A 20,894-nucleotide genomic window follows, 5' to 3' on the forward strand; every position below is an offset into this window, starting at 1 on the left:
CATGAACGGCACATCGGAATTTCACTATCGGCTGCCGATGCGTTCCGGGGGATTTCGTCCTGGCGCGCATCGCGGATCGCGTTTCGGAACCGGTCATGAATTTGCGATGCACGGCCGCCTGCTCGACTATCCGGACCCGCGCCGTCTGGATTTGCGTGCGAGCCTGCGTGCCGCAAGCCAGGACTGGCTGGTGCAGGTTCACCTGCAACGCGCCGCGGCGCAGGTGCAGGCGGTGGTCGACGTCTCCGCGTCGATGCGCTTCGGCGCCGGCCGAACCAAATTGCAGGTTGCGGCGGATTTTGTCGACGCGCTGGGTCATAGCGCGTTCCGTGCGGGCGATTCGCTGGGCATGCTGGCCTTCGACGCCGGCCCGCGCGACGATCTTTTCATGCCGGCCCGGTACGGCCGGGGCGTCGGCAACGCACTCGCGACGATGTTGCGCGAAAGCACGACCATCGCGACGGGAAACGACCCCGCGACGGCGCTGCGGCACGTCGTTTCAGCGCTGGCCGGACGGCAGGCGCTGGTCTTTCTCGTTTCCGACTTCCATTGGCCGCTCGAGGCGTTGCCCGCCGTGCTCGACGGGCTGCCCCATGCCTGCGTGGTTCCGATCGTCGTCTGGGATGCCGCGGAGATCTCGCCGCCCGAAACCGGCCGGCTCCTTGCCGTCAGCGATGCCGAGTTCGCCGGACGGCGCACGCTGTGGCTGCGCCGCAGCGTGCGCGAGCGTTGGCGCGAGGCCGTCGTGCGACGGCGCGCGGAACTCGGGACGATGCTTGCCGCGCGCGGCATCCGGCCGTTTTACGTTGAGAACGCGTTCGATCCGGAAGCGATGTCGCGGTACTTTCTGGAGGTGACCGAATGACACCGGACGGACGCGCGATCGGCCCGGGAAAGCGGGGGCATCGTCACGCGTGCGCCGCGACGATGCTGGCCGCCTCGCTGGCACTGACACTGGCGTTGCCGATGGCTGCTGCTGCCGCCGCTGCCGAGCGCGCCGTCATTCCGGCGATGGTCCGGCAGCCGCGTGCATTCGGTCATGTACTCGGCGACGTGCTCACGCAACGCATTCTGCTGCGTGCGGGAGACGACGATGCCGACCGGGTGGCGCCGCCTGCCGTCGGCCGAACCGGAACCTGGCTCGAGCGCCGTCGCGTTCGATTCGAAACCGACACGCAGGGGCGCCGGTGGATGGCGATCGACTACCAGATCGTCAACGCCGCGCCGGTGCCGACCACGATTGCATTGCCGGCGCTGACGTTGGCGTCGCCGTCCGGTGCGACGCTGCGGATCGCCGAATGGCCGGTCAGCGTCAGTCCGATAACGCCTGACGACACATTCAATGCCGGCGACCTGCAACCGATGCGGCCGGACCGGCAGGCGCCTCTCCCGCCGACCGGGCCGATCCGGCGACAGGCGGGTTTCGCGCTCGGTCTGTGGCTGCTGACCTTGCTGTCGTGGGCAGGCTGGTGGATGTGGCGCACCAGGCGCGAGTCGGTGCGGCTGCCGTTCGCACGTGCGTGGCGGCAGATGCGGCGGCTCGATCCGTCGCACGTCGATACGTCCCCACTGGCGTGGCGCTGCCTGCATCGCGCACTGGACGAAACGGCGGGGCAGGTCGTTCATGCTGACTCGCTGCCGGGCCTGTTTGCGCGGGCGCCGTATCTGCGGCCGCTGCGCGTACCACTCGAACATTTCTATCGGCAATCGGCCGAGCGGTTCTTCGCGCTCGCGCCTGCCGAGGCCGCCTATCCATTACAGGCGTTATGCCGGGAACTGTATCGCGCGGAGCGGCGCTATCGAAGATGAACATCGCGTTCGACTTTACCGCCCCCTGGCGGCTCGCATTACTGCCGCTGGCCGTGTTGCCGCTGCTGCCGCGACGTGGCGACAGGCTGGCGTTCCCGTGGCTCGCGTGGCTGCCGGACGATCGCGTCGGGCGCTGGGTCGCGGTCATCGGGCAAGGCTGCGCCGTGCTGGCGATACTCGGGATCATCGTCGGGCTGGCCGGCCCGGGGCACGCGTCCCGCCAGGTGTTGCGCACGGGTAGCGGGGCACAGGTTCTGATCCTGATGGATCGCAGCGCGAGCATGGACGAGCCGATGAACAGCAAAGGCGTGCAGGTATCGGCGGGCGATTCCAAGAACAAGGTCGCGCGGGCCGCGTTGACGGGATTCGTGACGCGGCGTCCTCATGACCGGTTCGCGTTCATGATGTTCGGCTCGAGCCCGGTGCTCGCGATGCCGTTCACTTACGATCACGATGCGATCGTCGCGGCGATCGCGGGCACGGCAGTGGGGCGCGGCATGCCGGATACCGAGCTGGGCCGCGGGCTGACTGCCGCGATCGACGCGTTCGACGGGCGCGTATCGTCGGGCCGACGGGCGATCATCCTCGTTTCCGACGGCGGTGCGCGACTCGACGCGCGGGCAATGCAGCTCGTCGCGGACGGGCTGAAGCGCAACCGGATTGCCCTTTATTTCATCTATTTGCGCAGCGGCATCTACAGCCCCGATCTGAATGCGCCGACGGCGGCGACGGAAATATCGGCCGAGTCGGCGCTACATCGCTACTTCCTGTCGCTGCAAACGCCTTATCGGCTCTTCCAGGCCGGCAGCGCGAAGGCGATGACGGATGCCGTGACCGAGATAGATCGTCAGCAGGACGTCGTCACGTCATTTGTCGAACAGGTGCCCCGGCGCGATGTCAGCGCGTATTGCTTCGCGCTCGCGCTATCCGGTTGCGTGCTGTTGCTGGTTCTGCGCTTGCTTCAGGTGAGGGCCTGGTCATGACGCGTACCGCGATTCACGTCGTCTTCGCGACGGTGGCGTTGTGTTGTGCCGGCACGGCAGCGTATGACTGGGGACGTCTGCGGCAGATCGAGCGCATCGATCGGATGGTGGCGGAGGCGGGCAGGCAGGGTGCGGCAGACACTTCGCACGATAGGCGTGACGACGGGGGCGTCCGGCAAGTCACGCTCGCACGCGCGATCGCGTTGTCGAAGGCCGGCGCCTACGACAACGCGAGGCTACGCTACGAGTCGCTGATCCGCGACGCGCGCGATGACGAAACAGGGCGCGCGGCACGCTTCGATCTCGGCAACATGTATCTGCGCAGGGGAATGACCGACACACTGTCCGGAACGGTGCGGTCCGCCGACATGATCGACGAAGCCAAGGCGCACTACAGGGTGCTGCTGCGCGAGACCCCGGACGATTGGGATGCGCGCTACAACCTCGAACGGGCATTGCGGCTCGCACCCGAAACGCGCTCCGCGCCGGCCGCACCGGACATCAAGTCGCAACGCAACGTGACGGTGCGGGACCCGCAGAGCAAGGACTTGCCGTGAGCTTCGGCACGCCGACGCGTTCTTTCTTCGGAAGCCGCCACTGGGCGACGGCAGCGGCGGTTCCGCTGCTCGTCGCGGCGGCCGCGATGCCGCGCGTGACCTTGCCGCGCGATACGTTCAGCTATGTCGTCACCTTCGATATCACCCAAAGCATGGACGTCGAGGATGCCGTCCTGGACGGCGCGCCCGTGAGCCGTCTCGCGTTCGCGCGAACGACGATGCGCGATGTGCTGGGGCGATTGCCGTGCGGCGCGAAGGTCGGCTGGAGCGTGTTTACCGGCCAGCGGACCTTGCTGCTGCTGCCGCCCGTCGACGTCTGCGAAAACTACGATGCGTTGCTGTCGTCGCTCGACAGGATCGACGGGCGCATGCGCTGGACCAACTGGAGTCGTATTGCGGAAGGGGGCATCTATTCGGCGGTTCGTGTGGCACATGACGTCGGTCGTGGCGCCGCCGTCGTGTTTTTCACCGACGGCCAGGAGGCGCCGCCGCTCCTGTCGACCGATGTGACGAAGCGGGATATCAATCGCGTCCATGTCGGGGGCTGGCTAATCGGCGTGGGGGGCGATCAGGCCGCGCCCATTCCGCGTACCGATGCCGACGGTAATCGACACGGATACTGGCAGGCGGAGGACGTGATCCAGGTTCCGGCGCAGCAGGGTTCCGCGACACCGGTGGAAAGTCACGAGGAGCGCTCCGCGTTGCAGGGGCGCTACCTCGCATCGGTGGCGGAACAGATCGGCTTCGGGTATCGCCGCTTGTCGAGCGCGGCGTCTTTGCGGGATGCCATGCTCGACGAGCGGTTCGCCCATCGGGAGCCGACGCCGACCGACTTGCGGTGGGCGCCCGCGCTATGTGCGTTGCTGCTGCTCGTGTGGCGGTTTCTGCCGGCGTTCGGCGTGGTGAGGTGCCGTACAGGCGCGCGAAATCTGTTGACGTCCATTTATCGTTTGCTGACTTGATCTGTGGATTTTTATCGGGCTTTGTTATTTTACATAATGCGTATGATCACATTTTTTGATTGTGGTGGCTAGATTGAAATGTCCGCTTTTGGCTACATAGAAATGTCCGCTTTCGGGCCGCGTAAGCTGTTCGGCCGCCGGCGGGTGTCCGGCGCCGGAGGCTGCGATGGCTGCAACGCAACGGATCACGCATGACGATGCGCGAGCTGGACCGATTCAAGGTCATTCAGGACGTGGCCGATGACAAGCGACGATCGCACAGCGCGAGCCGTGACGACACCAGGTTCAGTCGTCGAACGCTCCGCGATATTCCGGTTCGGCATCTGCGTGTGTTCAGTTCGAACATCACGCCAATCTCATCGCTGCCGCGGCGAATGACACATCAGCATCACGTCATGATGTATAAGGATGACTGAATGAAAAACCTCGGCACGGTGGAATCCATTCGCAGCTCGCGCTTGCCGGAACCTGTCGCGGGGCGTATGGTTTATTTCTCTATCGCCCTTTTCCGGGAGATATCAAAATGGCTGCCATGCAATCCGCGGCCACGCCCCTCTCCGACGAGGAAGCCCGGCGCCAGTTGCACCGCGCCGTCATCGCCAGCACGATTGGCACCACGATCGAATGGTATGACTTCTTCCTCTACAGCACGGTCACCGGCCTGGTCTTCGCAAAGCTGTATTTCCCGCAATCCCACCCGCTCGTCGGCACGCTGCAGGCGTTCCTGATCTATGCCGTCGGCTTTGTCGCACGGCCGGTCGGCGCGGCGGTCTTCGGCCATTACGGCGACCGCATCGGACGCAAGGCCACACTGATCGTGACCCTGTTGCTGATGGGGCTCGCCACGTTCGCCGTGGCCTTCGTTCCGACCTACGCCGCGATCGGCATCTGGGGCGCCGTTATCCTCACGGTATTGCGCTTCATCCAGGGCGTCGGCGTGGGTGGCGAATGGGGCGGCTCGGTCCTGATGTCGATGGAGTGGGCGCGCACCAATGCGCATCGCGGTTTCGTCGCGTCGTGGCCGCAGTTCGGCGTGCCGGCAGGATTGTTCCTCGCCAACCTTGCCGTGCTGGCCACGAGCTGGCTTTCCGGCAGTGCTTTCCTCGCGTGGGGCTGGCGCGTGCCGTTTTTCCTCAGCATCGTGCTGGTTGCGATCGGGCTCTATATCCGCCTGAATATTCTCGAGACGCCGATCTTCGCGAAGCTGCTGGCCGAGCGTCGGATCGAGAAGACGCCGATGCTCGAAGTGCTGCGCAAGCAGCCGAGGGATATCGTGCTGTCGGCGTTCGCGCGGATGGCCGAACAGGCGCCGTTCTATATCTATACGGCGTTCGTGTTCACTTACGGGATCACGGCGCTGGGCGCCACGCGCGAACTGCTGCTGGCGGCGGTGCTGTTCGCATCCGTGGTCGAGTTCTTCACCATTCCGCTGTTCGGGCACGTGTCGGATCTGATCGGGCGGCGGCGGATGTACATGATCGGTGCGGCTGCCGTCGGCCTGTTCGGATTCCTCTACTTCGCGATGGTCGATAGCCGGAATCCGGTGTGGATCTTCGCGGCCATCGTGTTGTCGCTGGTCCCGCATTCGATGATGTATGGGCCGCAGGCCGCATTGATTGCCGAGTCATTCACAGGGCGGTTGCGGTATAGCGGCGCGTCGATGGGTTATCAACTCGCTTCGGTCATTGCCGGTGGCCCTGCACCGCTGATCGCAACGGCGCTGTTCGCCTACTACCACTCGGGGTATGCGATCGCGGCGTACGTGCTGGTATGCGCGGTGCTGAGCGTGATCGCCGCATCGAAGCTCGGGGACTACACGAACAAGGATATTTCGCGGGAATACGACGACGCGCGAGGTTTGGGAGATCATGGGCACGCGCCGCCGGTGACTTGACGAATTGGCCGGCTCAGGCACGCGATGACGACCACAGCCGCGATCCCGTCGCGTCGCAGGCGCGAAACGGACGTTGCGTGCGGGCACATCGAGTCTGCTTCGGCGAACCGCCGCTCGTCGTCCGGTGGCCGCGTTTCACATGGGTTGAAATCGGGAGAAGCGCCGGACGGCGAAATCGGCGCTGTCGCGCAGCGGCTCGCCCGGCGTAACCCGGTTACCGCTCGCTGACCTTCGTGCGCGGCAGCCATTCGGCCTCGGCGCCCTGCGTGCCTTTCAGATGGGCGGGAGTCGCGTCCTGCGTGTGCGTGTCGATGCGGCGAACGGCCTCGGTGTCGAGATGCCGGCCGTCGAACGTCGACTGACGGCGGGAAATCATGTTGATGCGAAGGCGCTTTGCCGCCATGGTCGATATTCCTTGAGAAAACGGTACCCCGCCAACTGGCGAAGTATCGTAGATTTACGTGAGAAAGATGTCGCTGCGATGACGCAGCGCTCGACCTTGTGCACGCTCGCCCCCGGAGCTTGACCGGCAGTGCCAGTTCATCGCATCTTCTCGCGCTTCGACAAACCGGATTTGATGTCCATCGCCTTTAGAGACGGTTTCATAAAGACTGATCGGCCCGCCGAAGGGTATTCCAGCAGATCAGACAGCAACCGAGTTTGAGGAACGCGCCGTGAATGTCTGCACGGCGCTCGAAACGAATACGGAGACGACGGAAGTGATGCAGCCAGGCATGCGTGCGTTCGACGACCCAGCGATATTTGCCAAGGCCGCTGCCATGTTCGGTACGGCGCTTGGCGATCACTGGCTCGATACCGCGATCGCGCAACGCGCGCCGATGTCGCTCGGAGTCGTAACCGCGATCCGCGTAGACCACACGCGGCCGCTGCAATGGGTGGCCACGCAATCCGCGGATCGGCGGAATCGCGTCGATCAGCGGCAGCAATTGCATGACGTCGTTGACGTTCGCGCCGGTCAGGATCGCGGCGAGCGGCGTACCGTTGGCGTCGGTGACGATGTGGTGCTTGGAACCGGGTCGCGCGCGATCGGTGGGGTTTGGCCCAGTTTTTGGCCTGCCCCAACGGCGCGAATCGATGATGAATCGACGGCGGCTCGTGAGAAGTCGATCTGGTCCGCTGCGCGCAGCTTTGCGAGCAGTAGCTCGTGCAAGCGATCCCAGACACCGGCTGCTTGCCAATCGCGCAGCCGGCGCCAACATGTCACGCCCGAGCCGCATCCCATCTCGGCCGGCAGGTCGCGCCAGCGTAGTCCGGTCTTGAGAACGAACAGGATGCCGGTCAGCGCGGCGCGATTCGAAACAGGCAGGCGGCCCGGGTTCTTCTCGCGCCGCGGCTTGGGTGGCGGCAGTAACGGCTCGATCAGTGTCCACAATTCATCGTCGATGATCGGCTTGGCCATCTCCTCAGTCTCGGTTGTTCCGATGCCTGAGGTTAACAGCTCACCGCGAAAGTTAACAGCCCCACGGGGCCTTTTTGAAACCGTCTCTTAGCAACTTCGCCCTGATCGTCGACGCCCTTCGCTAGCGTGAACACGCGCTGGCCCGACATCCATTCTCCGGTGCCTTTTCGGACGCTGCTGAACTGCCTCGCACGAAATGATGTTCCATTCTTGAGCGGAGCACGCCATCAAGCGCGGCAAGTTGCTCGCGCAGTCGAACCGCCCGCCCTTCCGTCATTTCGCCGAGAACGATTTTTTGCTCGAGAACGTCGCCGCACCGGGTGACGGCCCAACGGTCCACCGAGGCTGCTTCACCCTCAAGTACGGCAGATACCGTCGAAACGATACCCGGATCCAGTCTCGATATGAGGTGAACCGTATGCGTTAACGTGAAACCCGGGAGGAAGTGCGACCAGTCTTGGCTGGCCACTGGGGACGGGGGAAAGACAGCTTGGCACATAGACGCTCCGGATAAGTGCTCATCGAACCGGTGCTAGCCATGCTGCTCCCGCTTCGTTGCCGTGAATCGGCCGCATCGCCTCAAAGGCGTCCACCTTGCCCGGGAGGGCAGGTTGGCGTCGGATAGTCCGACTCTGGATGCATAACTTCTGACACATCGTTCGATATACCGAACTTGAATTTATTATACCGAAAAAATGTCGATGGACAAGTTATTCCGGCCGGGACCTCTCGACGCAGGAAGACATGCGCTCTCGGCACGGCAACCCGTGTCCGAATCGGCCGGCCACCGCCGGCACCCGTGAATGCAACCCCGCATCCCCGGATTCCTCGATCCAACGATGGCAAGATAACGTTTTCGACGCAGCGGCACCCCGCCTCGGCAGAATCGCCCCGTGGCAGATTGCCTCGCAGCGGCCCCGGCCATCGCACAGCATGGTCGATTCTCGACGGATCCTCGTGCAGCGTTAGAATAGCGCCCCTTTTCACTGGAGACGAAAATGTCCTGGTTCGTTTACGAAGTGCCCGAATACCACGAAGACGCCGCGCGCATCGAGCCCCTGAGCGAGCTGCGTAGCCGCGTGCTGAAACTCAGCGGCCCGGCCATGGCCGACGAACTGGAAAGCGTTCGCGAGAACGCCGCGGCGACGGCGGAAACACCCGAGCGCCCCCTGCGTACGCCGGAAAATCCGCATGTCTTTCCGATCCCTTACGCCGACTCCATGATCCTGGTCGGATTCATCTTCGATCTGAAACGCGAATTCCGGCAACTGGTCGTGTCACCCGTGGAAATGCCCTGGCTGAAAGACGCGTAAAAGGTGGTCGGAACGGAGGCCGACAGGTGAATTGCGCCTGCTCCGGAGCCGGGTCCGAATACCCAGCGCAGGCTTTCGGATATCCATGCCTGTGCGCCCCATCACACTGAAGTCGAAGGCAAACGCTTCACCCTCCTCCCGCACTGGCGTCGGGAGCGATCAAGTGACGGCCGCACGCAGCGCGCCATTTTCCGCTATCGAAGCGGCGGTTCCTGTGCGCCGCCCCGGATCGCGACGACGCGCGAACTGAACCGATTCAAGGCCCTTCGACGCCGGATCTCCCCCCTGCAAATCGGGCCACAGCCCCCGGCACAGCCGTGACTCCACGGCGCCACCCCCACCCCGCGCCCCATCCCGGCCAGCATCGCCGCGGCATCGCATCCCACTTTCTCGTACCCGCAAATTGAGTTGTCGAATCGGGGATTCCATGTCCACGCCCGACGCCCCAGACTCCGCGAACGCGGTCCTGCGTGACCGTCGGAACGACGACAAATACATGGAGACACCCATCATGCTGCTCGACTATCTGGTCATGCTGGCCTATGCGCTGACGATGCTCGCGCTCGGCTGGTACGGGATGCGCAAGGCGCGCAACCGGAACGATTTTCTCGTCGCCGGCCGGCGTCTCGGGCCCGGACTGTATCTCGGCACGATGGCCGCCGTGGTGCTCGGCGGCGCATCGACGATCGGCACGGTCAAACTCGGCTATCAGTACGGGTTGTCCGGGCTGTGGCTCGTGTTCATGCTCGGCCTGGGGATCATCGTCCTCAGCGTCGTGTTTTCGCGGCAGATCGCGCGGCTCAAGGTCTATACCGTCACGCAGGTGCTGGAGCAGCGCTACCAGGCGTCGTCGCGGCTGATCGGCGGCATCGTGATGGTCGCGTACGACCTGATGGTGGCCGTGACCGCGACCATCGCGATCGGCTCCGTCACCGAGGTGGTGTTCGGGATTCCGCGCGTGCCGGCCATCCTGTGCGGCGGCGGCATCGTGATCGTCTATTCGGTGATCGGCGGGATGTGGTCGCTGACGCTCACGGACGTCATCCAGTTCGTGATCAAGACGGTGGGCATCTTCTTCGTGCTGTTGCCGCTGTCGATCCACGACGCGGGCGGGCTCGCGCGGATGCAGGCCGTGCTGCCGGCGGGCTTCTTCGATCTCGGGCACATCGGCACGGAAACGATCGTCACGTACTTCCTGCTGTATTTCTTCGGCGCGCTGATCGGCCAGGACATCTGGCAACGCGTCTTCACCGCGCGCAGCGAGACCGTGGTGCGCTACGCCGGCCTTGGCGCGGGCGTCTACTGCATGCTCTACGGCGTGGCCTGCGCGCTGATCGGCGCGGCCGCGCGCGTGCTCATTCCCGATCTCGCGGTGCCCGAGAACGCGTACGCGGAAGTCACCCGGCAGGTGCTCGCATCGGGGCTGCGCGGCCTGGTCGTGGCCGCCGCGCTGTCGGCCATCATGTCGACCGCGTCGGGTTGCCTGCTGGCGGCCGCGACCGTCCTCCAGGAAGACGTGTATGCGCGCTTCCTGCGCGCGGGCGGCCCCGGCAGCCTGCGCGAAAGCCGTGTCTTCACGCTGCTGATGGGCATCGCGATGCTGGCGCTCGCGTGCGTCGTCAACGACGTGATCGCCGCACTGAGCATTGCGTACAACCTGCTCGTCGGCGGCCTGCTGGTGCCGATCGTCGGCGCCCTGCTCTGGCGTCGCGCGACCGCGCGCGGCGCTATCGCGAGCATCGTGGCCGGCTGCGCGGTGGTGGTGCTGTTCATAGCGCTCGACGGCGTACTCGCGACGACGCCGATCGTCTACGGGCTGGCGGCCAGCCTCGCCACCTTCGTCGTGGTGAGCCTGGCCGGACGTCCCGCGGCCGCGCTCGAACCGCAATCGGATTGACCCACCCTGCTGCTCCACCGACCAACCGTTCCGACCAACAGGAGACCCACCCATGCCCAACGACTTCCCGCAACCGCTCGACGCAGCTGAAATTCCGCGCTTCGCCGGCATCCCGACGTTCATGCGCCTGCCGGTTTTCGACGACCCGGCTCACGTGCAGATCGCACTCGTCGGCGTGCCGTGGGACGGCGGCACGACCAACCGCGCGGGGGCTCGCCACGGCCCGCGCGAAGTGCGCAACCAGTCGAGCCTGATGCGCCGCGTGCATCACGTCAGCCGCATTGCGCCGTACGACCTCGTGCGCGTCGGCGATCTCGGCGATGCGCCGACCAATCCGATCGACCTGATGGATTCGCTCGAGCGGATCGAGCGCTTCTACCGGCGCATTCATGCGGCCGGCGCGGTGCCGCTGTCGGTTGGCGGCGATCATCTGGTGACGCTGCCGATCTTTCGCGCGCTGGCCGCCGAACGGCCGATCGGCATGATTCATTTCGATGCGCACTCGGACACCAACGACCGCTATTTCGGCGACAACCCGTACACGCACGGCACGCCGTTCCGCCGCGCGATCGAGGCCGGCCTGCTGGACCCGAAGCGGACGGTCCAGATCGGTATCCGCGGTTCGGTCTATTCGGCCGACGACGAAGCATTCGCGAAGGAATGCGGCATCCGGGTGATCGCGATGGAGGAGTTCGTCGAGCTGGGCGTGGCGGCCACGCTGGCCGAGGCCCGCCGCGTGGCGGGCAGCGGGCCGACCTACGTGAGTTTCGACGTCGACGTGCTCGATCCGGCCTTTGCGCCAGGCACGGGCACGCCGGAAATCGGCGGGATGACGACGCTCGACGCGCAGCATCTGGTGCGCGGCTTGCAGGGGCTGAATCTCGTCGGCGCGGACGTGGTGGAGGTGTCGCCGCCGTTCGACGCGGGAGGCGCCACGGCACTGGTCGGCGCGACGATGATGTTCGAGCTGCTGTGCATCCTGGCCGACGCGGTTGCCGCGCGGCGCTGAAACGGACATGGGGGATCGCACGGCGGCAACGGTCGCGTTATAAACGACATTCGGCCCACTGCTGCGAGACACCCCATGCTCGGCAATCTTTCCGATATCGATTTGCGCCTGGTGCGCACCTTCTGCGCGATCGTCGAGGCGGGTGGCTTCACGGCCGCCCAGGTTCGCCTGAACACGAGCCTGTCCCGGTTGAGCGTGCTGGTGCGCGACCTCGAACTGCGGCTCGGCTATTCGCTGTGCCGGCGCGGCAGCAGCGGCTTCCAGCTGACCGACGAGGGGCAGGAACTGTACGAAGCCGCCCAGGGGCTGTTCAGCGATATCGAGCGGTTCCGCGAACAAGTGAGCGGCCTCGGCGGCCGCCACCGGGAAACGCTCGAGCTCGGCTGCGTCGACGGCGTGATCGGCCAGCCGTGCGCGCCGCTGCCGCTCGCGATCCGGCTGTTTCGCGAGCGTGCGCCCACGGCGCGCGTGAACCTGCATACGCAGCGCCCGGACGAACTCGAACACGCGGTGCTCGATGCGCGGCTTCAACTGGCTGTCGGCGCGTTTCATCATCGGCTGTCGGGGCTGCGATACCGGTTCCTGTTTCGCGAGGAGCAGAATCTCTATTGCGCCCGCGAGCACCGGTTTTTCGAGCGCCGCGGCCGCGAACCCGAGCTCGACGAAATCTGCGCGGCCGACTATGTCGGACGCGGCTACATGGCGGAGAGCCGGCGGCCGCACGGCCTCGTGTTCGGCCACGGCACGAGCGCGTACAGCATGGAGGCGATCGCGACCCTCGTGTTCAGCGGGATGTTCATCGGCTACCTGCCGACCCACTACGCGGCGGCCTGGGTCGCCGAAGGCCGCCTGCGCGCGATTCGCCCCGCGCAGCTCGCCTATTTCTCGTCGTTCCACTGCGTGACGCGCCAGGGCATCGAGCCGGGCGCGGCGCTCGATGCGTTTCTCGGTGCGCTGGACGACGCGCAGGCGCGATTGGGCGGCACGTGCGCCGACCAGCCCGATCCGCCGGCGCCATGAACGACTGCGACGACGCGATCTTCAATCCGGGCTTTTCGGCGCCGCCGCCCACGCGCCCCCGGCTTGCCGCCGCCCATCACAGGTCGGTCGACAGCGACAGCCAGAACGTGCGCGGCGCGCCCGTGAACAGATACCCGGTCGGGTTCGCCTGCCAGTAGTTGCGATTGAACAGGTTCGTCACGTTCGCCCGCAGCGTCACGTCGCGGCCGGCCACTTTCGTCGTGTAGCGTCCGCCCAGATCGAAGCGCGTCCAGCTCGGCACATGCTGCGTGTTGTCCTGGCTCACGTAGGCTTCGCCCGTGTAGATCATCCGGCTCGTCAGCGTGACGCCCGGCACGAACGGCGTATCCCATTCCGCGCCGACGGTGGCCTGCAGCGACGGCGCGCCGAGCGCGTGATTGCCGTCGTACGCGCCGCCCTGCGTGCGGCGCAACCGCGCATCGAGCCACGTGACGCCGCCGAGCAGACGCACGCCGCGCGTCACTTCGCCGAAGCCGGACAGCTCGAGGCCGCGATTGCGCTGCAGCCCGTTGAGGCTGTACAGCTTGCTGACCGGGTCGACGATCCCGCTCGGCACGTCGATCTGGAACAGTCCGAGCGTCGCGCCGAACCGGCCGAGATCGAGCTTGGTGCCGATTTCATACTGCTTCGACTTGAACGGCGCGAACACCTGGTTCGGGTTCGCCGCGTCCGGCGGCGGTGCCGAGCCGGGCGTCAGCGCTTCGATATAGTTCGCGTAGAACGACAACGCGTCGAGCGGCCGGACGACGAGCGCGACGGACGGCGTCGTCGCGCCCTGGTCGTAGTGCGAAGTTTCCGCGCCGGAAGTATCGAAGTTGCGGCTGCTCACCTGCTGGCGACGCACGCCGAGCGTGAGCTGCACGAGCCCGCCGGCCGCGGACAGCGTGTCGGCCACGCCGATGCTGCGCAGGATCTGCGCGCTGTCCTTCGCCTCCGGCGACACGGAGACCGGCGCCCCCGGCCCGGCGAGACGCGTCGGCATGTAAATGTTCGTCGCATAGCTGCCGTAGGCGGTCTGCCCGAACCACGTCGTCTGCTGCAGGTAGTCGCCGCTCACGACGAACTGGTGGTCGATCGGCCCCGTCCTGAAACGCGCGCGTACACCGGCTTCGGCCGATAGCGCATGCGACGCGCCCGACTGGTATCTCGACGTGGACGTCGCGTCACCCTGCGTACCGGTGATCGTCGCGCCCGGGTCTTCCAGCTTGTCGTAGCCGAAACGGTTCATGCCGAGCGCGCCGAACAGCGTGACGTTCGACGACAGGTCGTACTCGGCGCGCCCGAGCGCCGTCAGGCTGTGGGAATTCGAATAGGAAAACGTCTGCGCGAGATTGGTCCGCGCATCGGGCGCCTCGGGCATCGCGATGCCGGCGATCGGCGTATAGCCGCGCACCGGCGCGCGCATGAAGTCTTCCTGATAGATCACGTCGCCGGACACGCGCAGACGGCTGCCGCGGTAATCGAGCCCGACCGACAGCGACGTATTGCGGCGCGACTGTTCGTCGATCGGGGTATCGCCTTCGCGATGGGCCGCATTGACGCGCACGCCGAACTCGCCATTCCGGCCGAAGCGCCGGCCGATGTCGGCATGGGCGCCGAACACGGCGCTCGACGCATATTCGGCGGTCAGCCGGTTGAGCGGCGTGTCGTCCGCGCGCTTCGTCACGACGTTCACGCTGCCGCCGACGCTGCCCTGCGGCATCATCCCGTTGAGCAACGCCCCAGGCCCCTTGAGGATCTCGACGCGCTCGACCGGATCGGCGCCGACCCGGTAAGCCGGCACGAGGCCGTAGAGGCCATTGAGCGCGATTTCGCCGTTCTCGACGCGCAACCCGCGAATCGTGATCGCGTCGTAACGGTTGGTGCCGTCGATCGCCGCGCGCACGGACGGGTCGGTGGTGGTCAGCAAGTCCGCGACGCTGGTCGACTGCTGGTCGCGGATCAGCTTCTCGGTGTAGCTCGAGATGCTGAACGGCGTGTCCATGTAGTCGCGATTGCCGAGCATGCCGGCCTTCGCGCCCTCCGCCACCTGACCACCCGCATAGGCGTCCGGAATCGCGTCCGCGACCCGTTTGCCGAGCACCTTCACGGCCGGCAGCACGCCGGCTTCGACACCGGCTGCGGCGGCGGCCGGACGCAGCGAAAAGCTGCCGTCGGACTGCTGCACGGGCGCCAGGCCCGTACCGTCGAGCAGCGCCTGGAACGCCCCCTGTACCGAATAGGTGCCGTGAACGCCCGCGCTGGTCTTCCCGGCCGTCAGGTCGCCCGGCGCGCTGAGCAGGACGTCGGCCTGATCGGCGAGACGGTTCAGCGACGCCGACAGCGGGCCTGCCGGGATGTCGTAACGCCGGGTGGCGGCTTGCGCCGCCGCACCGGCCGCCGACTGCGCGGCGGCCGCTTGCCATGCGCCGCTGCCGGCGAGCGCGATGCCCAGAACGGCACACCGGACGGCCTGCACGGCAGGACGATGCGCGGTGCGCGGCGCGCGCGGCATTCGTGCGCCGCCGCGCACGGACGACGAGAAATCGGGATGCGACGAGAACGACGGGCGATGCATGGACGGCATTCCTTGAGAATGAAGTGAACAAGGAGAGGTCCATCGCGCGTCTAACAGAGCCGGATACCTTGGCTTGATAGCGGCCGCGCCCGGTCGTTCGGGCGGCGCCATGCTGGCTGCGACTGTCGCCATCCCGACGCTGCCTGGTTGCGCCCGGATTCGTCCGGAAGCAGGCAGCGCCAGACCGGAGCGGATGCTCGGCCTCGTGGCGCCGGGTCGGCATTCAGAGCACTGATTGATCTCCGAATGGTCCTCTTTCATCTGTTAATCGGATGACGCCCGGAAATGCGAACTAGAATCTGAAATTTTTTTGCGACGACGCGAAGCGCGCGTCGGAGCCGTCACCTTGCCGCCGGCATCGCACCGGTCAGCGCGCTTCGATCGACACCCACCACGGCAACGTGCGGCGCACGCGGATCGGCAAATCGCGCTCGAGCATCGCGAGCATCCGGTCGGGATCGTCGGCCGGAAAACGGCCGACCACGCGAATGCCGGCCACCGCGGGATCGACGCCGATATGCCCATGCTGATAACGGTCCAGCTCGGCGATCAGCGCGCCGAGCGCGACGTCGTCGGCGAGGATCACGCCGCGCGACCATGCTTCGCGCGCGGGATCGGCCCGCTCCGGCGCATCGATCGCGTCCGCCGTGAACTGCCGCTGCTGACCGGCCGGCACGATTTCGACGTGCCCGGCCCGGTTGCGAATTTCGACGCGGCCGTCGAACACGGCCAGCAGCGTGTGCGTGCCGGATTGCCGTACGGTGAATCGGGTGCCGAGCGCCTGCATCCAGCCATTCGGCGTATCGACGAAGAACGGCCGCCCCTGGCTGTCCCTGGCCGTATCGATGAGGATTTCGCCCATCGTCAGCGTCAGGAGGCGTCGCGTGCCGTCATAGCGCACATCGAATGCACTGTCCGTGTTCAGCCAGACACGCGTGCCGTCGGCAAGCTGTACGTCGCGCCGCTCGCCGACACCGGTGCGGTAGTCCGATCGCCATGCAACGATGCGATCCTGCAGCGGCGTGAAGCGCCATGCCAGCCAGCCGGCCAGGCCGGTTCCGGCGAGCGCCGCGAGACTGCCCAGCACGTGGCGCCGGCTCGCGGAACGGGTGGCGGACACGTGCACGGCTGCCGCGGCGGCATTGCGCTCGCCCCGGCTTTCTCCCCTCAGCGGCTCGAACCGGCGGCTGACCGCTTCGACGTGTGCCCACGCGCATCGATGTTCCGGGCGCTCCGCCAGCCACTGCGCCCAGGCGGCGCGGCGCTCGCTGCCGCCGCCGTCGGCATGCAGCAGCGCATACCAGTTGGCGGCCTGTTCGAGGCTTTCGAAATCGGTCTGGACGCCGGATTCGGCGGCGGATGAAGACGGCGAGGCGGCCATCGGTCAGTGCTTGAGGCCGGCGTCGATCAGCGCCAGCTGCAGCATCGCCTGCGCGAGATACTTCTGCACCATGCGGTCGGACACGCCCAGTTCGGCCGCGATCTCGCGGGTCGACAGGCCATGAATCTGCGCCATGACGAACGCGTCCCTCGCCTTGTCCGTCAGACGGCTGATGAGCGCGCCGATTTCCATCAGCGTCTCGATCACGATCGCGCGGGATTCGGGCGACGGCTCGCAAGGCGCCGGCAGCGCGGCAAGCGCGTCGAGCCAGGCCTGCTCGACCTGGCGGCGACGGAACAGGTCGATGCACATGCCCTGCGCCATCGTCCGCAGATACGCCCGTGCCTCGGCATCGTTGTCGAAACCCTTGGGCGCCGGCTTCAGGATCAGGCGAAGAAACGCGTCCTGGGCAAGATCGGCCGCATCGAACGCGTTACCCAGCCGCCTGCGCAGCCATCCCTGCAACCAGCCGTGGTGGTCGCGGTAGAGAGCCTGCACATCCTGGTGCACGGCGAATGGAGCGGCGGACATGAAACGACCCTTTCGGCTTTAGAAGCGCGAGACGAGAAGATGAATAAGAATCATTCCGGTTTATAAACCAATTCAATACGTTTACGCAATGTTTTGCAATTAAGGGCCGTATCTTGTAATGGACGTCGCGCGCGTTGATTCGTCAGACATTTTGGTAAGCGTTCGCGCGTTTGGCCCGGTGCGGCGACGTCACACCGGGCGATGCTCTGGCCGACCGGTCGAATCAGCCGCCCTTCGCCTGGCAGTCGGAACATACCCCGGTGATCACCAGCGATGCGGTCTGATACTTGAAGCGATGCCCGGACGCGACGCGTTCGAATTGCCGGTCCAGTTCGTCTTCGACGAGATCGCAAATTGCCGCGCATCGGCGGCAAACGAGATGGTGGTGACGCTTGCCGTGGTTCAGTTCATACACGACGCGCGAATCACCCAGCGACGCACTGGTAATGAGCCCGCTGTCGATAAACGTGGCCAGGGTCCGGTAGGTGCTTGCAAGGCTGAATGGCTCCGGGCCGCCGGACAACATCCGGTAGATCTGCTCGACGGTGAAATGCGTCGCGGGATGCTCGCGAAACAACTTCAATACGCTGAATCGACTGACCGTCGGCCGTATCCCCACCCGGGCCAGTTCCATGTAAATGGCTTTCATTGTCTTATATGAGAAATTCCCCGCTGCATCATGTGCCGCGCATGCTTAAGCGTTCGTTAAGGCCGGTATCGCCCCACTCCGGGCATGGAGACGGGCCATGGATGTCCCCGCATCCATGAGCCGTGACTCGCCGGCGCGCCTTGAGATTCGATATGCGGACAAATCAGTCGAGTGCGCGCGGTGATCGGGTTGCGGTCGATACGCACCCGGATCCGCCGGCGATCACGATGCCGTATTGCGTCGCGCTCAGGCGGCGATCGTCTGACGCGTTTAACGGGGGTTCAGCCGGACGGCGGGTGTTGCAGAACCGCGCCGCCCTGGCGGGCACAGCCTCGCTCCCGGCGAGCGTGCGCCGTGGATTCACGCGTCGAGCGAGGTCATCCCGGACTGCAGGTAGTTCTGGATACCGACCTTCTGGACCAGTTCCAGCTGCGTCTCCAGCCAGTCGATGTGCTCTTCGGTATCGTCGAGAATGTTCTCGAGAATTTCTCGCGACACGTAATCCTGCACCGATTCGCAGTACGCGATCCCTTCCTTGCTGGTTGCCTGTGCCACGCGCTCGAGCTTCAGGTCGCATTCGAGAATTTCTTCCGTGTGCTCGCCGATGAGAAGCTTGTGCAGATCCTGAAGATTCGGCAACCCGTCGAGCATGAAGATGCGCTCGATGAGTGCGTCCGCATGCTTCATCTCGCCGATCGACTCCTCGTATTCGTGCTTGCCCAGTTTGTCGAGTTGCCAATGACAATACATACGCGCATGCAGGAAATACTGGTTGATCGCCGTCAGTTCATTCTTCAGTTGAGCGTTCAGGTATTCGATGACCTTCTTGTCGCCTTTCATCGCAGTTCTCCCGTTCGGCCCGTGCAGGTGGACGACACGTCCAGAACCTACAGTAGTCCGTGACCGGCCCATCCGCAAACGACTTCTGCGCGCATCGGACGGCCTCGGGATATGCCACGCTCGAAGCCCGGAAATACGGGCGGCGTGACGATGCATATCGCCTCGCAGTACGAATGATTTCGATTCGCTTTACGTTTTTCCCGCAACCTCCACGGCCGTGCGCGAACGCCTGGCGCACTCATGTCGTCCGGCGCCGGGCGGGCGCGTTCGATCGTGCCGGCTCGGGACTGCCGGCGGACTCGCGCAGCCATATCGATCGGAAGGTGCCCAACGTTGCGAGCCGTCGAGCCGGCGATAGCCGCCGTTTCGAGAACCGCTACGCCCAACCGCGCCGACGCAGCCGGTACGCCGCCGATCCGCGTCGTCTCCTGCTCTTTCACCACACGCGGAGCGCGCCGCAGACGAGCGTCGTCGCAGCAGCGACGATCGCCGCGCCCAGCACGAGGCCCGCCACGTGTGCGCCCAGCACGCGCCATGCGAGCGTGTCGTCGTCGCGTTCGGCAGCGGCCCGCGCGACGGTATCGGTACGGTACGGCATCTCGGCTCCTTGCGGGAAGGGTGCGGGCTCGCTTGCCAAGCCCGTCGATGAGCGCTAGCGTGTCACGGCACTCGCGCGCGCAACATGGGCTGCGCGCTATTTCAGTGATGAAGAAGCCAAATGGATCCGATGAAGACACTCGATCTCGACGCGGTGCACGCGTTCGTCCTGGTCGCGGACTTGCGCAGCTTCACGCGCGCGGCGGACGCGCTCGACAGCACGCAATCGACGGTCAGCCTGAAAGTGAAGCGTCTGGAAGACCGGCTCGGCCACCGGCTCATCGAACGGACGCCGCGGATGGTACGACTGTCGCCGAAAGGCGAGATCTTCCTGCGCGCCGCGCGTGCGCTGTTGCAGGCCCATGACGACGCGCTCGGCGCGCTGACCCGCGAACGCACGACGCTGAAGGTGGGAATCAGCCATCACATCGTCGGCCCCGACCTGCCGCTGCTGCTGGGCCACGTGCATCGCGCGGATCCGGGGCTGCTGGTGGAACTGCGGGTCTCGAGCTCGCGCGACATCGAGGCCGATTTCGATCGCGGCGAGCTCGATGCGGCATTCGTGCTGCGCCACGACGACAGCCGGCGCGACGGCGATACGCTGCAGGCCGAACCGTTCGGATGGATGGCGGCGCCCGGCTGGACGCAGCGGGACGGCGAGCCGCTGCGGCTCGCGACGCAGGCCGCGCCGTGCCGCATACGGGCAATGGCGGTCAGCGCGCTGCAGGCCGCCGGCGTGCCGTGGGTCGAGGTATTCGTCGGTGGCGGGATCGGCACGATCGCGGCCGCCGTGCAGGCGGGGCTGGCAGTCGCGCCGCTCGCGTGCCGCGTCGCGCCGCCGGGTACCGAGGATGTCGGTCCGCGGCTCGGGCTGCCGCCGCTGCCGACCCGCGACGTCGTGCTGTATTCGGCGACCACCGACGCACAGGTGCGCGCGGCGCTGCGCACGCTCGTCAGCGCGTTCCGCTCGGCGCCTGCGCGCGCGGTCACGGCCTGAGCGGCCGGCACGCCATGACCGTCAACCCTGGCCGCCCGACGTACCGCATCGGCCGGCCACGGCATCCGGTTTCGTCAATGCACCTTCGGAAAACCGTGGCGCTCGGCCAGTAGCTCGACGATGCGACGCGCGTCGTTGACGAAGCGGACGTCGCCGAGCGTCCCGGCATCGTCCGGCGCAGGCTGGTCGCTGCCGAGCACGAGCACCGGCAGCCCCTGATGGGCGTCGTCGAGTGCGTCGATCACCGCATGGCGCGGTCGCTCGAACCCGACGCGCCTCACGTCGACGCGCGCGGCGCGTGCCGGATCGCTCGCGAGCAACCCTTCGATCGACAGCCCGTGCGGGCAGACGAAGCGCTCGCCCGGATACTTCGGATCACTGAAGCCCGGCTCCAGCAGAAACAATACGTCTCGACTCATCGCAATCAACTCCCAGGTGGGTTCGAGGCGCCGCGTCC

Annotated in this window: 21 protein-coding genes and 1 riboswitch; of the genes, 12 read left to right on the forward strand and 9 right to left on the reverse strand. The window is 65.9% G+C overall.

Annotated elements, in window-relative coordinates:
- Position 1: 1 nt before the first annotated feature.
- The 7 genes from DCN14_RS34615 (at position 2) to DCN14_RS34645 (ending at position 6,205) form a co-directional block, all read left to right on the forward strand.
- Positions 2 to 865: a VWA domain-containing protein gene (locus DCN14_RS34615; RefSeq protein WP_096506935.1), complete on the forward strand. Its 864-nt coding sequence runs from the start codon at positions 2 to 4 to the stop codon at positions 863 to 865.
- Positions 862 to 1,809 (forward strand): calcium incorporation protein MxaA, encoded by a 948-nt coding sequence (locus DCN14_RS34620; protein WP_172441928.1) that lies wholly within the window; start codon positions 862 to 864, stop codon positions 1,807 to 1,809. The genes DCN14_RS34615 and DCN14_RS34620 overlap by 4 nt, the downstream gene beginning before the upstream one ends.
- Positions 1,806 to 2,792, forward strand: coding sequence for a vWA domain-containing protein (locus DCN14_RS34625; protein WP_096506934.1), 987 nt, complete (start codon positions 1,806 to 1,808; stop codon positions 2,790 to 2,792). Before DCN14_RS34620 ends, DCN14_RS34625 begins: the two co-directional genes overlap by 4 nt.
- On the forward strand, positions 2,789 to 3,349 hold the full coding sequence (locus DCN14_RS34630; protein ID WP_096506933.1) for an MxaK protein: 561 nt from the start codon (positions 2,789 to 2,791) through the stop codon (positions 3,347 to 3,349). The genes DCN14_RS34625 and DCN14_RS34630 overlap by 4 nt, the downstream gene beginning before the upstream one ends.
- Positions 3,350 to 3,435: 86 nt before the next feature.
- Complete coding sequence (locus DCN14_RS34635; RefSeq protein ID WP_240327508.1) at positions 3,436 to 4,311, forward strand: MxaL protein; 876 nt, start codon at positions 3,436 to 3,438, stop codon at positions 4,309 to 4,311.
- A 191-nt stretch (positions 4,312 to 4,502) separates the two neighbouring features.
- On the forward strand, positions 4,503 to 4,727 hold the full coding sequence (locus DCN14_RS34640; protein WP_096506932.1) for a hypothetical protein: 225 nt from the start codon (positions 4,503 to 4,505) through the stop codon (positions 4,725 to 4,727).
- 107 nt (positions 4,728 to 4,834) lie between these two features.
- Positions 4,835 to 6,205 (forward strand): MFS transporter, encoded by a 1,371-nt coding sequence (locus DCN14_RS34645; RefSeq protein WP_096506931.1) that lies wholly within the window; start codon positions 4,835 to 4,837, stop codon positions 6,203 to 6,205.
- A 214-nt stretch (positions 6,206 to 6,419) separates the two neighbouring features.
- Here the strand turns inward: DCN14_RS34645 and DCN14_RS34650 are convergent, their stop codons facing one another.
- Together DCN14_RS34650 and DCN14_RS34655 are read right to left on the reverse strand one after the other, a co-directional pair.
- The gene (locus tag DCN14_RS34650; protein ID WP_096506930.1) at positions 6,420 to 6,608 is read right to left on the reverse strand and encodes a hypothetical protein; all 189 of its coding nucleotides are present in this window, start codon (positions 6,606 to 6,608) and stop codon (positions 6,420 to 6,422) included.
- 199 nt (positions 6,609 to 6,807) lie between these two features.
- Positions 6,808 to 7,625, reverse strand: a protein-coding gene (locus DCN14_RS34655; protein WP_115531492.1) for an IS5-like element IS402 family transposase whose coding sequence is annotated in 2 segments (ribosomal slippage) — positions 6,808 to 7,277 and positions 7,277 to 7,625 — 819 coding nt in all. Because the reading frame shifts where the segments join, the coding sequence is not laid out codon by codon here.
- Between the two features lie 541 nt (positions 7,626 to 8,166).
- Positions 8,167 to 8,270, reverse strand: a riboswitch (SAM-I-IV-variant riboswitch).
- A 353-nt stretch (positions 8,271 to 8,623) separates the two neighbouring features.
- On the opposite strand from DCN14_RS34655, the gene DCN14_RS34665 reads away from it, so the two are divergent.
- The 4 genes from DCN14_RS34665 (at position 8,624) to DCN14_RS34680 (ending at position 12,864) form a co-directional block, all read left to right on the forward strand.
- Complete coding sequence (locus DCN14_RS34665) at positions 8,624 to 8,938, forward strand: helicase (RefSeq protein ID WP_096504468.1); 315 nt, start codon at positions 8,624 to 8,626, stop codon at positions 8,936 to 8,938.
- Between the two features lie 496 nt (positions 8,939 to 9,434).
- Entirely contained in the window at positions 9,435 to 10,835 is a 1,401-nt protein-coding gene (locus tag DCN14_RS34670) for a sodium:solute symporter (RefSeq protein ID WP_240327456.1), read from the forward strand.
- A gap of 52 nt (positions 10,836 to 10,887) precedes the next feature.
- Positions 10,888 to 11,844 carry an agmatinase gene (speB, locus tag DCN14_RS34675; RefSeq protein WP_096504472.1) on the forward strand — a complete coding sequence of 319 codons (957 nt, stop codon included), beginning with the start codon at positions 10,888 to 10,890 and terminating at the stop codon, positions 11,842 to 11,844.
- Between the two features lie 75 nt (positions 11,845 to 11,919).
- Positions 11,920 to 12,864: a LysR family transcriptional regulator gene (locus tag DCN14_RS34680; protein ID WP_096504474.1), complete on the forward strand. Its 945-nt coding sequence runs from the start codon at positions 11,920 to 11,922 to the stop codon at positions 12,862 to 12,864.
- 76 nt (positions 12,865 to 12,940) lie between these two features.
- Here the strand turns inward: DCN14_RS34680 and DCN14_RS34685 are convergent, their stop codons facing one another.
- The 6 genes from DCN14_RS34685 to DCN14_RS38215 all read right to left on the reverse strand — a co-directional run bounded on the left by DCN14_RS34685 (position 12,941) and on the right by DCN14_RS38215 (position 19,441).
- Positions 12,941 to 15,442 carry a TonB-dependent receptor gene (locus DCN14_RS34685; RefSeq protein WP_240327457.1) on the reverse strand — a complete coding sequence of 834 codons (2,502 nt, stop codon included), beginning with the start codon at positions 15,440 to 15,442 and terminating at the stop codon, positions 12,941 to 12,943.
- A gap of 367 nt (positions 15,443 to 15,809) precedes the next feature.
- Positions 15,810 to 16,823 (reverse strand): FecR domain-containing protein, encoded by a 1,014-nt coding sequence (locus DCN14_RS34690; protein WP_096504476.1) that lies wholly within the window; start codon positions 16,821 to 16,823, stop codon positions 15,810 to 15,812.
- A gap of 3 nt (positions 16,824 to 16,826) precedes the next feature.
- Positions 16,827 to 17,354 carry a sigma-70 family RNA polymerase sigma factor gene (locus DCN14_RS34695; protein ID WP_096504478.1) on the reverse strand — a complete coding sequence of 176 codons (528 nt, stop codon included), beginning with the start codon at positions 17,352 to 17,354 and terminating at the stop codon, positions 16,827 to 16,829.
- A gap of 223 nt (positions 17,355 to 17,577) precedes the next feature.
- The gene (locus tag DCN14_RS34700; protein ID WP_096504480.1) at positions 17,578 to 18,003 is read right to left on the reverse strand and encodes a transcriptional repressor; all 426 of its coding nucleotides are present in this window, start codon (positions 18,001 to 18,003) and stop codon (positions 17,578 to 17,580) included.
- A gap of 360 nt (positions 18,004 to 18,363) precedes the next feature.
- Positions 18,364 to 18,843: a bacterioferritin gene (gene bfr / locus DCN14_RS34705; RefSeq protein WP_096504482.1), complete on the reverse strand. Its 480-nt coding sequence runs from the start codon at positions 18,841 to 18,843 to the stop codon at positions 18,364 to 18,366.
- 436 nt (positions 18,844 to 19,279) lie between these two features.
- Entirely contained in the window at positions 19,280 to 19,441 is a 162-nt protein-coding gene (locus DCN14_RS38215; protein ID WP_162826280.1) for a hypothetical protein, read from the reverse strand.
- Positions 19,442 to 19,570: 129 nt separating this feature from the next.
- Here DCN14_RS38215 and DCN14_RS34710 point away from each other — a divergent pair, with 129 nt between their 5' ends.
- Entirely contained in the window at positions 19,571 to 20,437 is an 867-nt protein-coding gene (locus DCN14_RS34710; RefSeq protein WP_096504814.1) for a LysR family transcriptional regulator, read from the forward strand.
- Positions 20,438 to 20,511: 74 nt separating this feature from the next.
- Here the strand turns inward: DCN14_RS34710 and DCN14_RS34715 are convergent, their stop codons facing one another.
- Positions 20,512 to 20,856, reverse strand: a complete 345-nt coding sequence (locus DCN14_RS34715; protein ID WP_096504816.1) for a DUF3088 domain-containing protein — start codon at positions 20,854 to 20,856, stop codon at positions 20,512 to 20,514.
- Between the last annotated feature and the right edge of the window lie 38 nt (positions 20,857 to 20,894).

The sequence above is a fragment of the Burkholderia sp. IDO3 genome, from assembly GCF_003366075.1.
GTDB lineage: Bacteria > Pseudomonadota > Gammaproteobacteria > Burkholderiales > Burkholderiaceae > Burkholderia > Burkholderia anthina.

Coding starts and splice junctions, on each gene's coding strand:
- DCN14_RS34690 (WP_096504476.1), bottom strand. CDS start 16,823: ATGGCCGCCTCGCCGTCTTCATCCGCCGCCGAATCCGGCGTCCAGACC.
- DCN14_RS34710 (WP_096504814.1), top strand. CDS start 19,571: ATGAAGACACTCGATCTCGACGCGGTGCACGCGTTCGTCCTGGTCGCG.
- DCN14_RS34630 (WP_096506933.1), top strand. CDS start 2,789: ATGACGCGTACCGCGATTCACGTCGTCTTCGCGACGGTGGCGTTGTGT.
- DCN14_RS34650 (WP_096506930.1), bottom strand. CDS start 6,608: ATGGCGGCAAAGCGCCTTCGCATCAACATGATTTCCCGCCGTCAGTCG.
- speB (WP_096504472.1), top strand. CDS start 10,888: ATGCCCAACGACTTCCCGCAACCGCTCGACGCAGCTGAAATTCCGCGC.
- DCN14_RS38215 (WP_162826280.1), bottom strand. CDS start 19,441: ATGCCGTACCGTACCGATACCGTCGCGCGGGCCGCTGCCGAACGCGAC.
- DCN14_RS34695 (WP_096504478.1), bottom strand. CDS start 17,354: ATGTCCGCCGCTCCATTCGCCGTGCACCAGGATGTGCAGGCTCTCTAC.
- bfr (WP_096504482.1), bottom strand. CDS start 18,843: ATGAAAGGCGACAAGAAGGTCATCGAATACCTGAACGCTCAACTGAAG.
- DCN14_RS34665 (WP_096504468.1), top strand. CDS start 8,624: ATGTCCTGGTTCGTTTACGAAGTGCCCGAATACCACGAAGACGCCGCG.
- DCN14_RS34620 (WP_172441928.1), top strand. CDS start 862: ATGACACCGGACGGACGCGCGATCGGCCCGGGAAAGCGGGGGCATCGT.
- DCN14_RS34640 (WP_096506932.1), top strand. CDS start 4,503: ATGACGATGCGCGAGCTGGACCGATTCAAGGTCATTCAGGACGTGGCC.
- DCN14_RS34615 (WP_096506935.1), top strand. CDS start 2: ATGAACGGCACATCGGAATTTCACTATCGGCTGCCGATGCGTTCCGGG.
- DCN14_RS34645 (WP_096506931.1), top strand. CDS start 4,835: ATGGCTGCCATGCAATCCGCGGCCACGCCCCTCTCCGACGAGGAAGCC.
- DCN14_RS34680 (WP_096504474.1), top strand. CDS start 11,920: ATGCTCGGCAATCTTTCCGATATCGATTTGCGCCTGGTGCGCACCTTC.
- DCN14_RS34625 (WP_096506934.1), top strand. CDS start 1,806: ATGAACATCGCGTTCGACTTTACCGCCCCCTGGCGGCTCGCATTACTG.
- DCN14_RS34715 (WP_096504816.1), bottom strand. CDS start 20,856: ATGAGTCGAGACGTATTGTTTCTGCTGGAGCCGGGCTTCAGTGATCCG.
- DCN14_RS34635 (WP_240327508.1), top strand. CDS start 3,436: ATGCCGCGCGTGACCTTGCCGCGCGATACGTTCAGCTATGTCGTCACC.
- DCN14_RS34685 (WP_240327457.1), bottom strand. CDS start 15,442: ATGCATCGCCCGTCGTTCTCGTCGCATCCCGATTTCTCGTCGTCCGTG.
- DCN14_RS34700 (WP_096504480.1), bottom strand. CDS start 18,003: ATGAAAGCCATTTACATGGAACTGGCCCGGGTGGGGATACGGCCGACG.
- DCN14_RS34670 (WP_240327456.1), top strand. CDS start 9,435: ATGGAGACACCCATCATGCTGCTCGACTATCTGGTCATGCTGGCCTAT.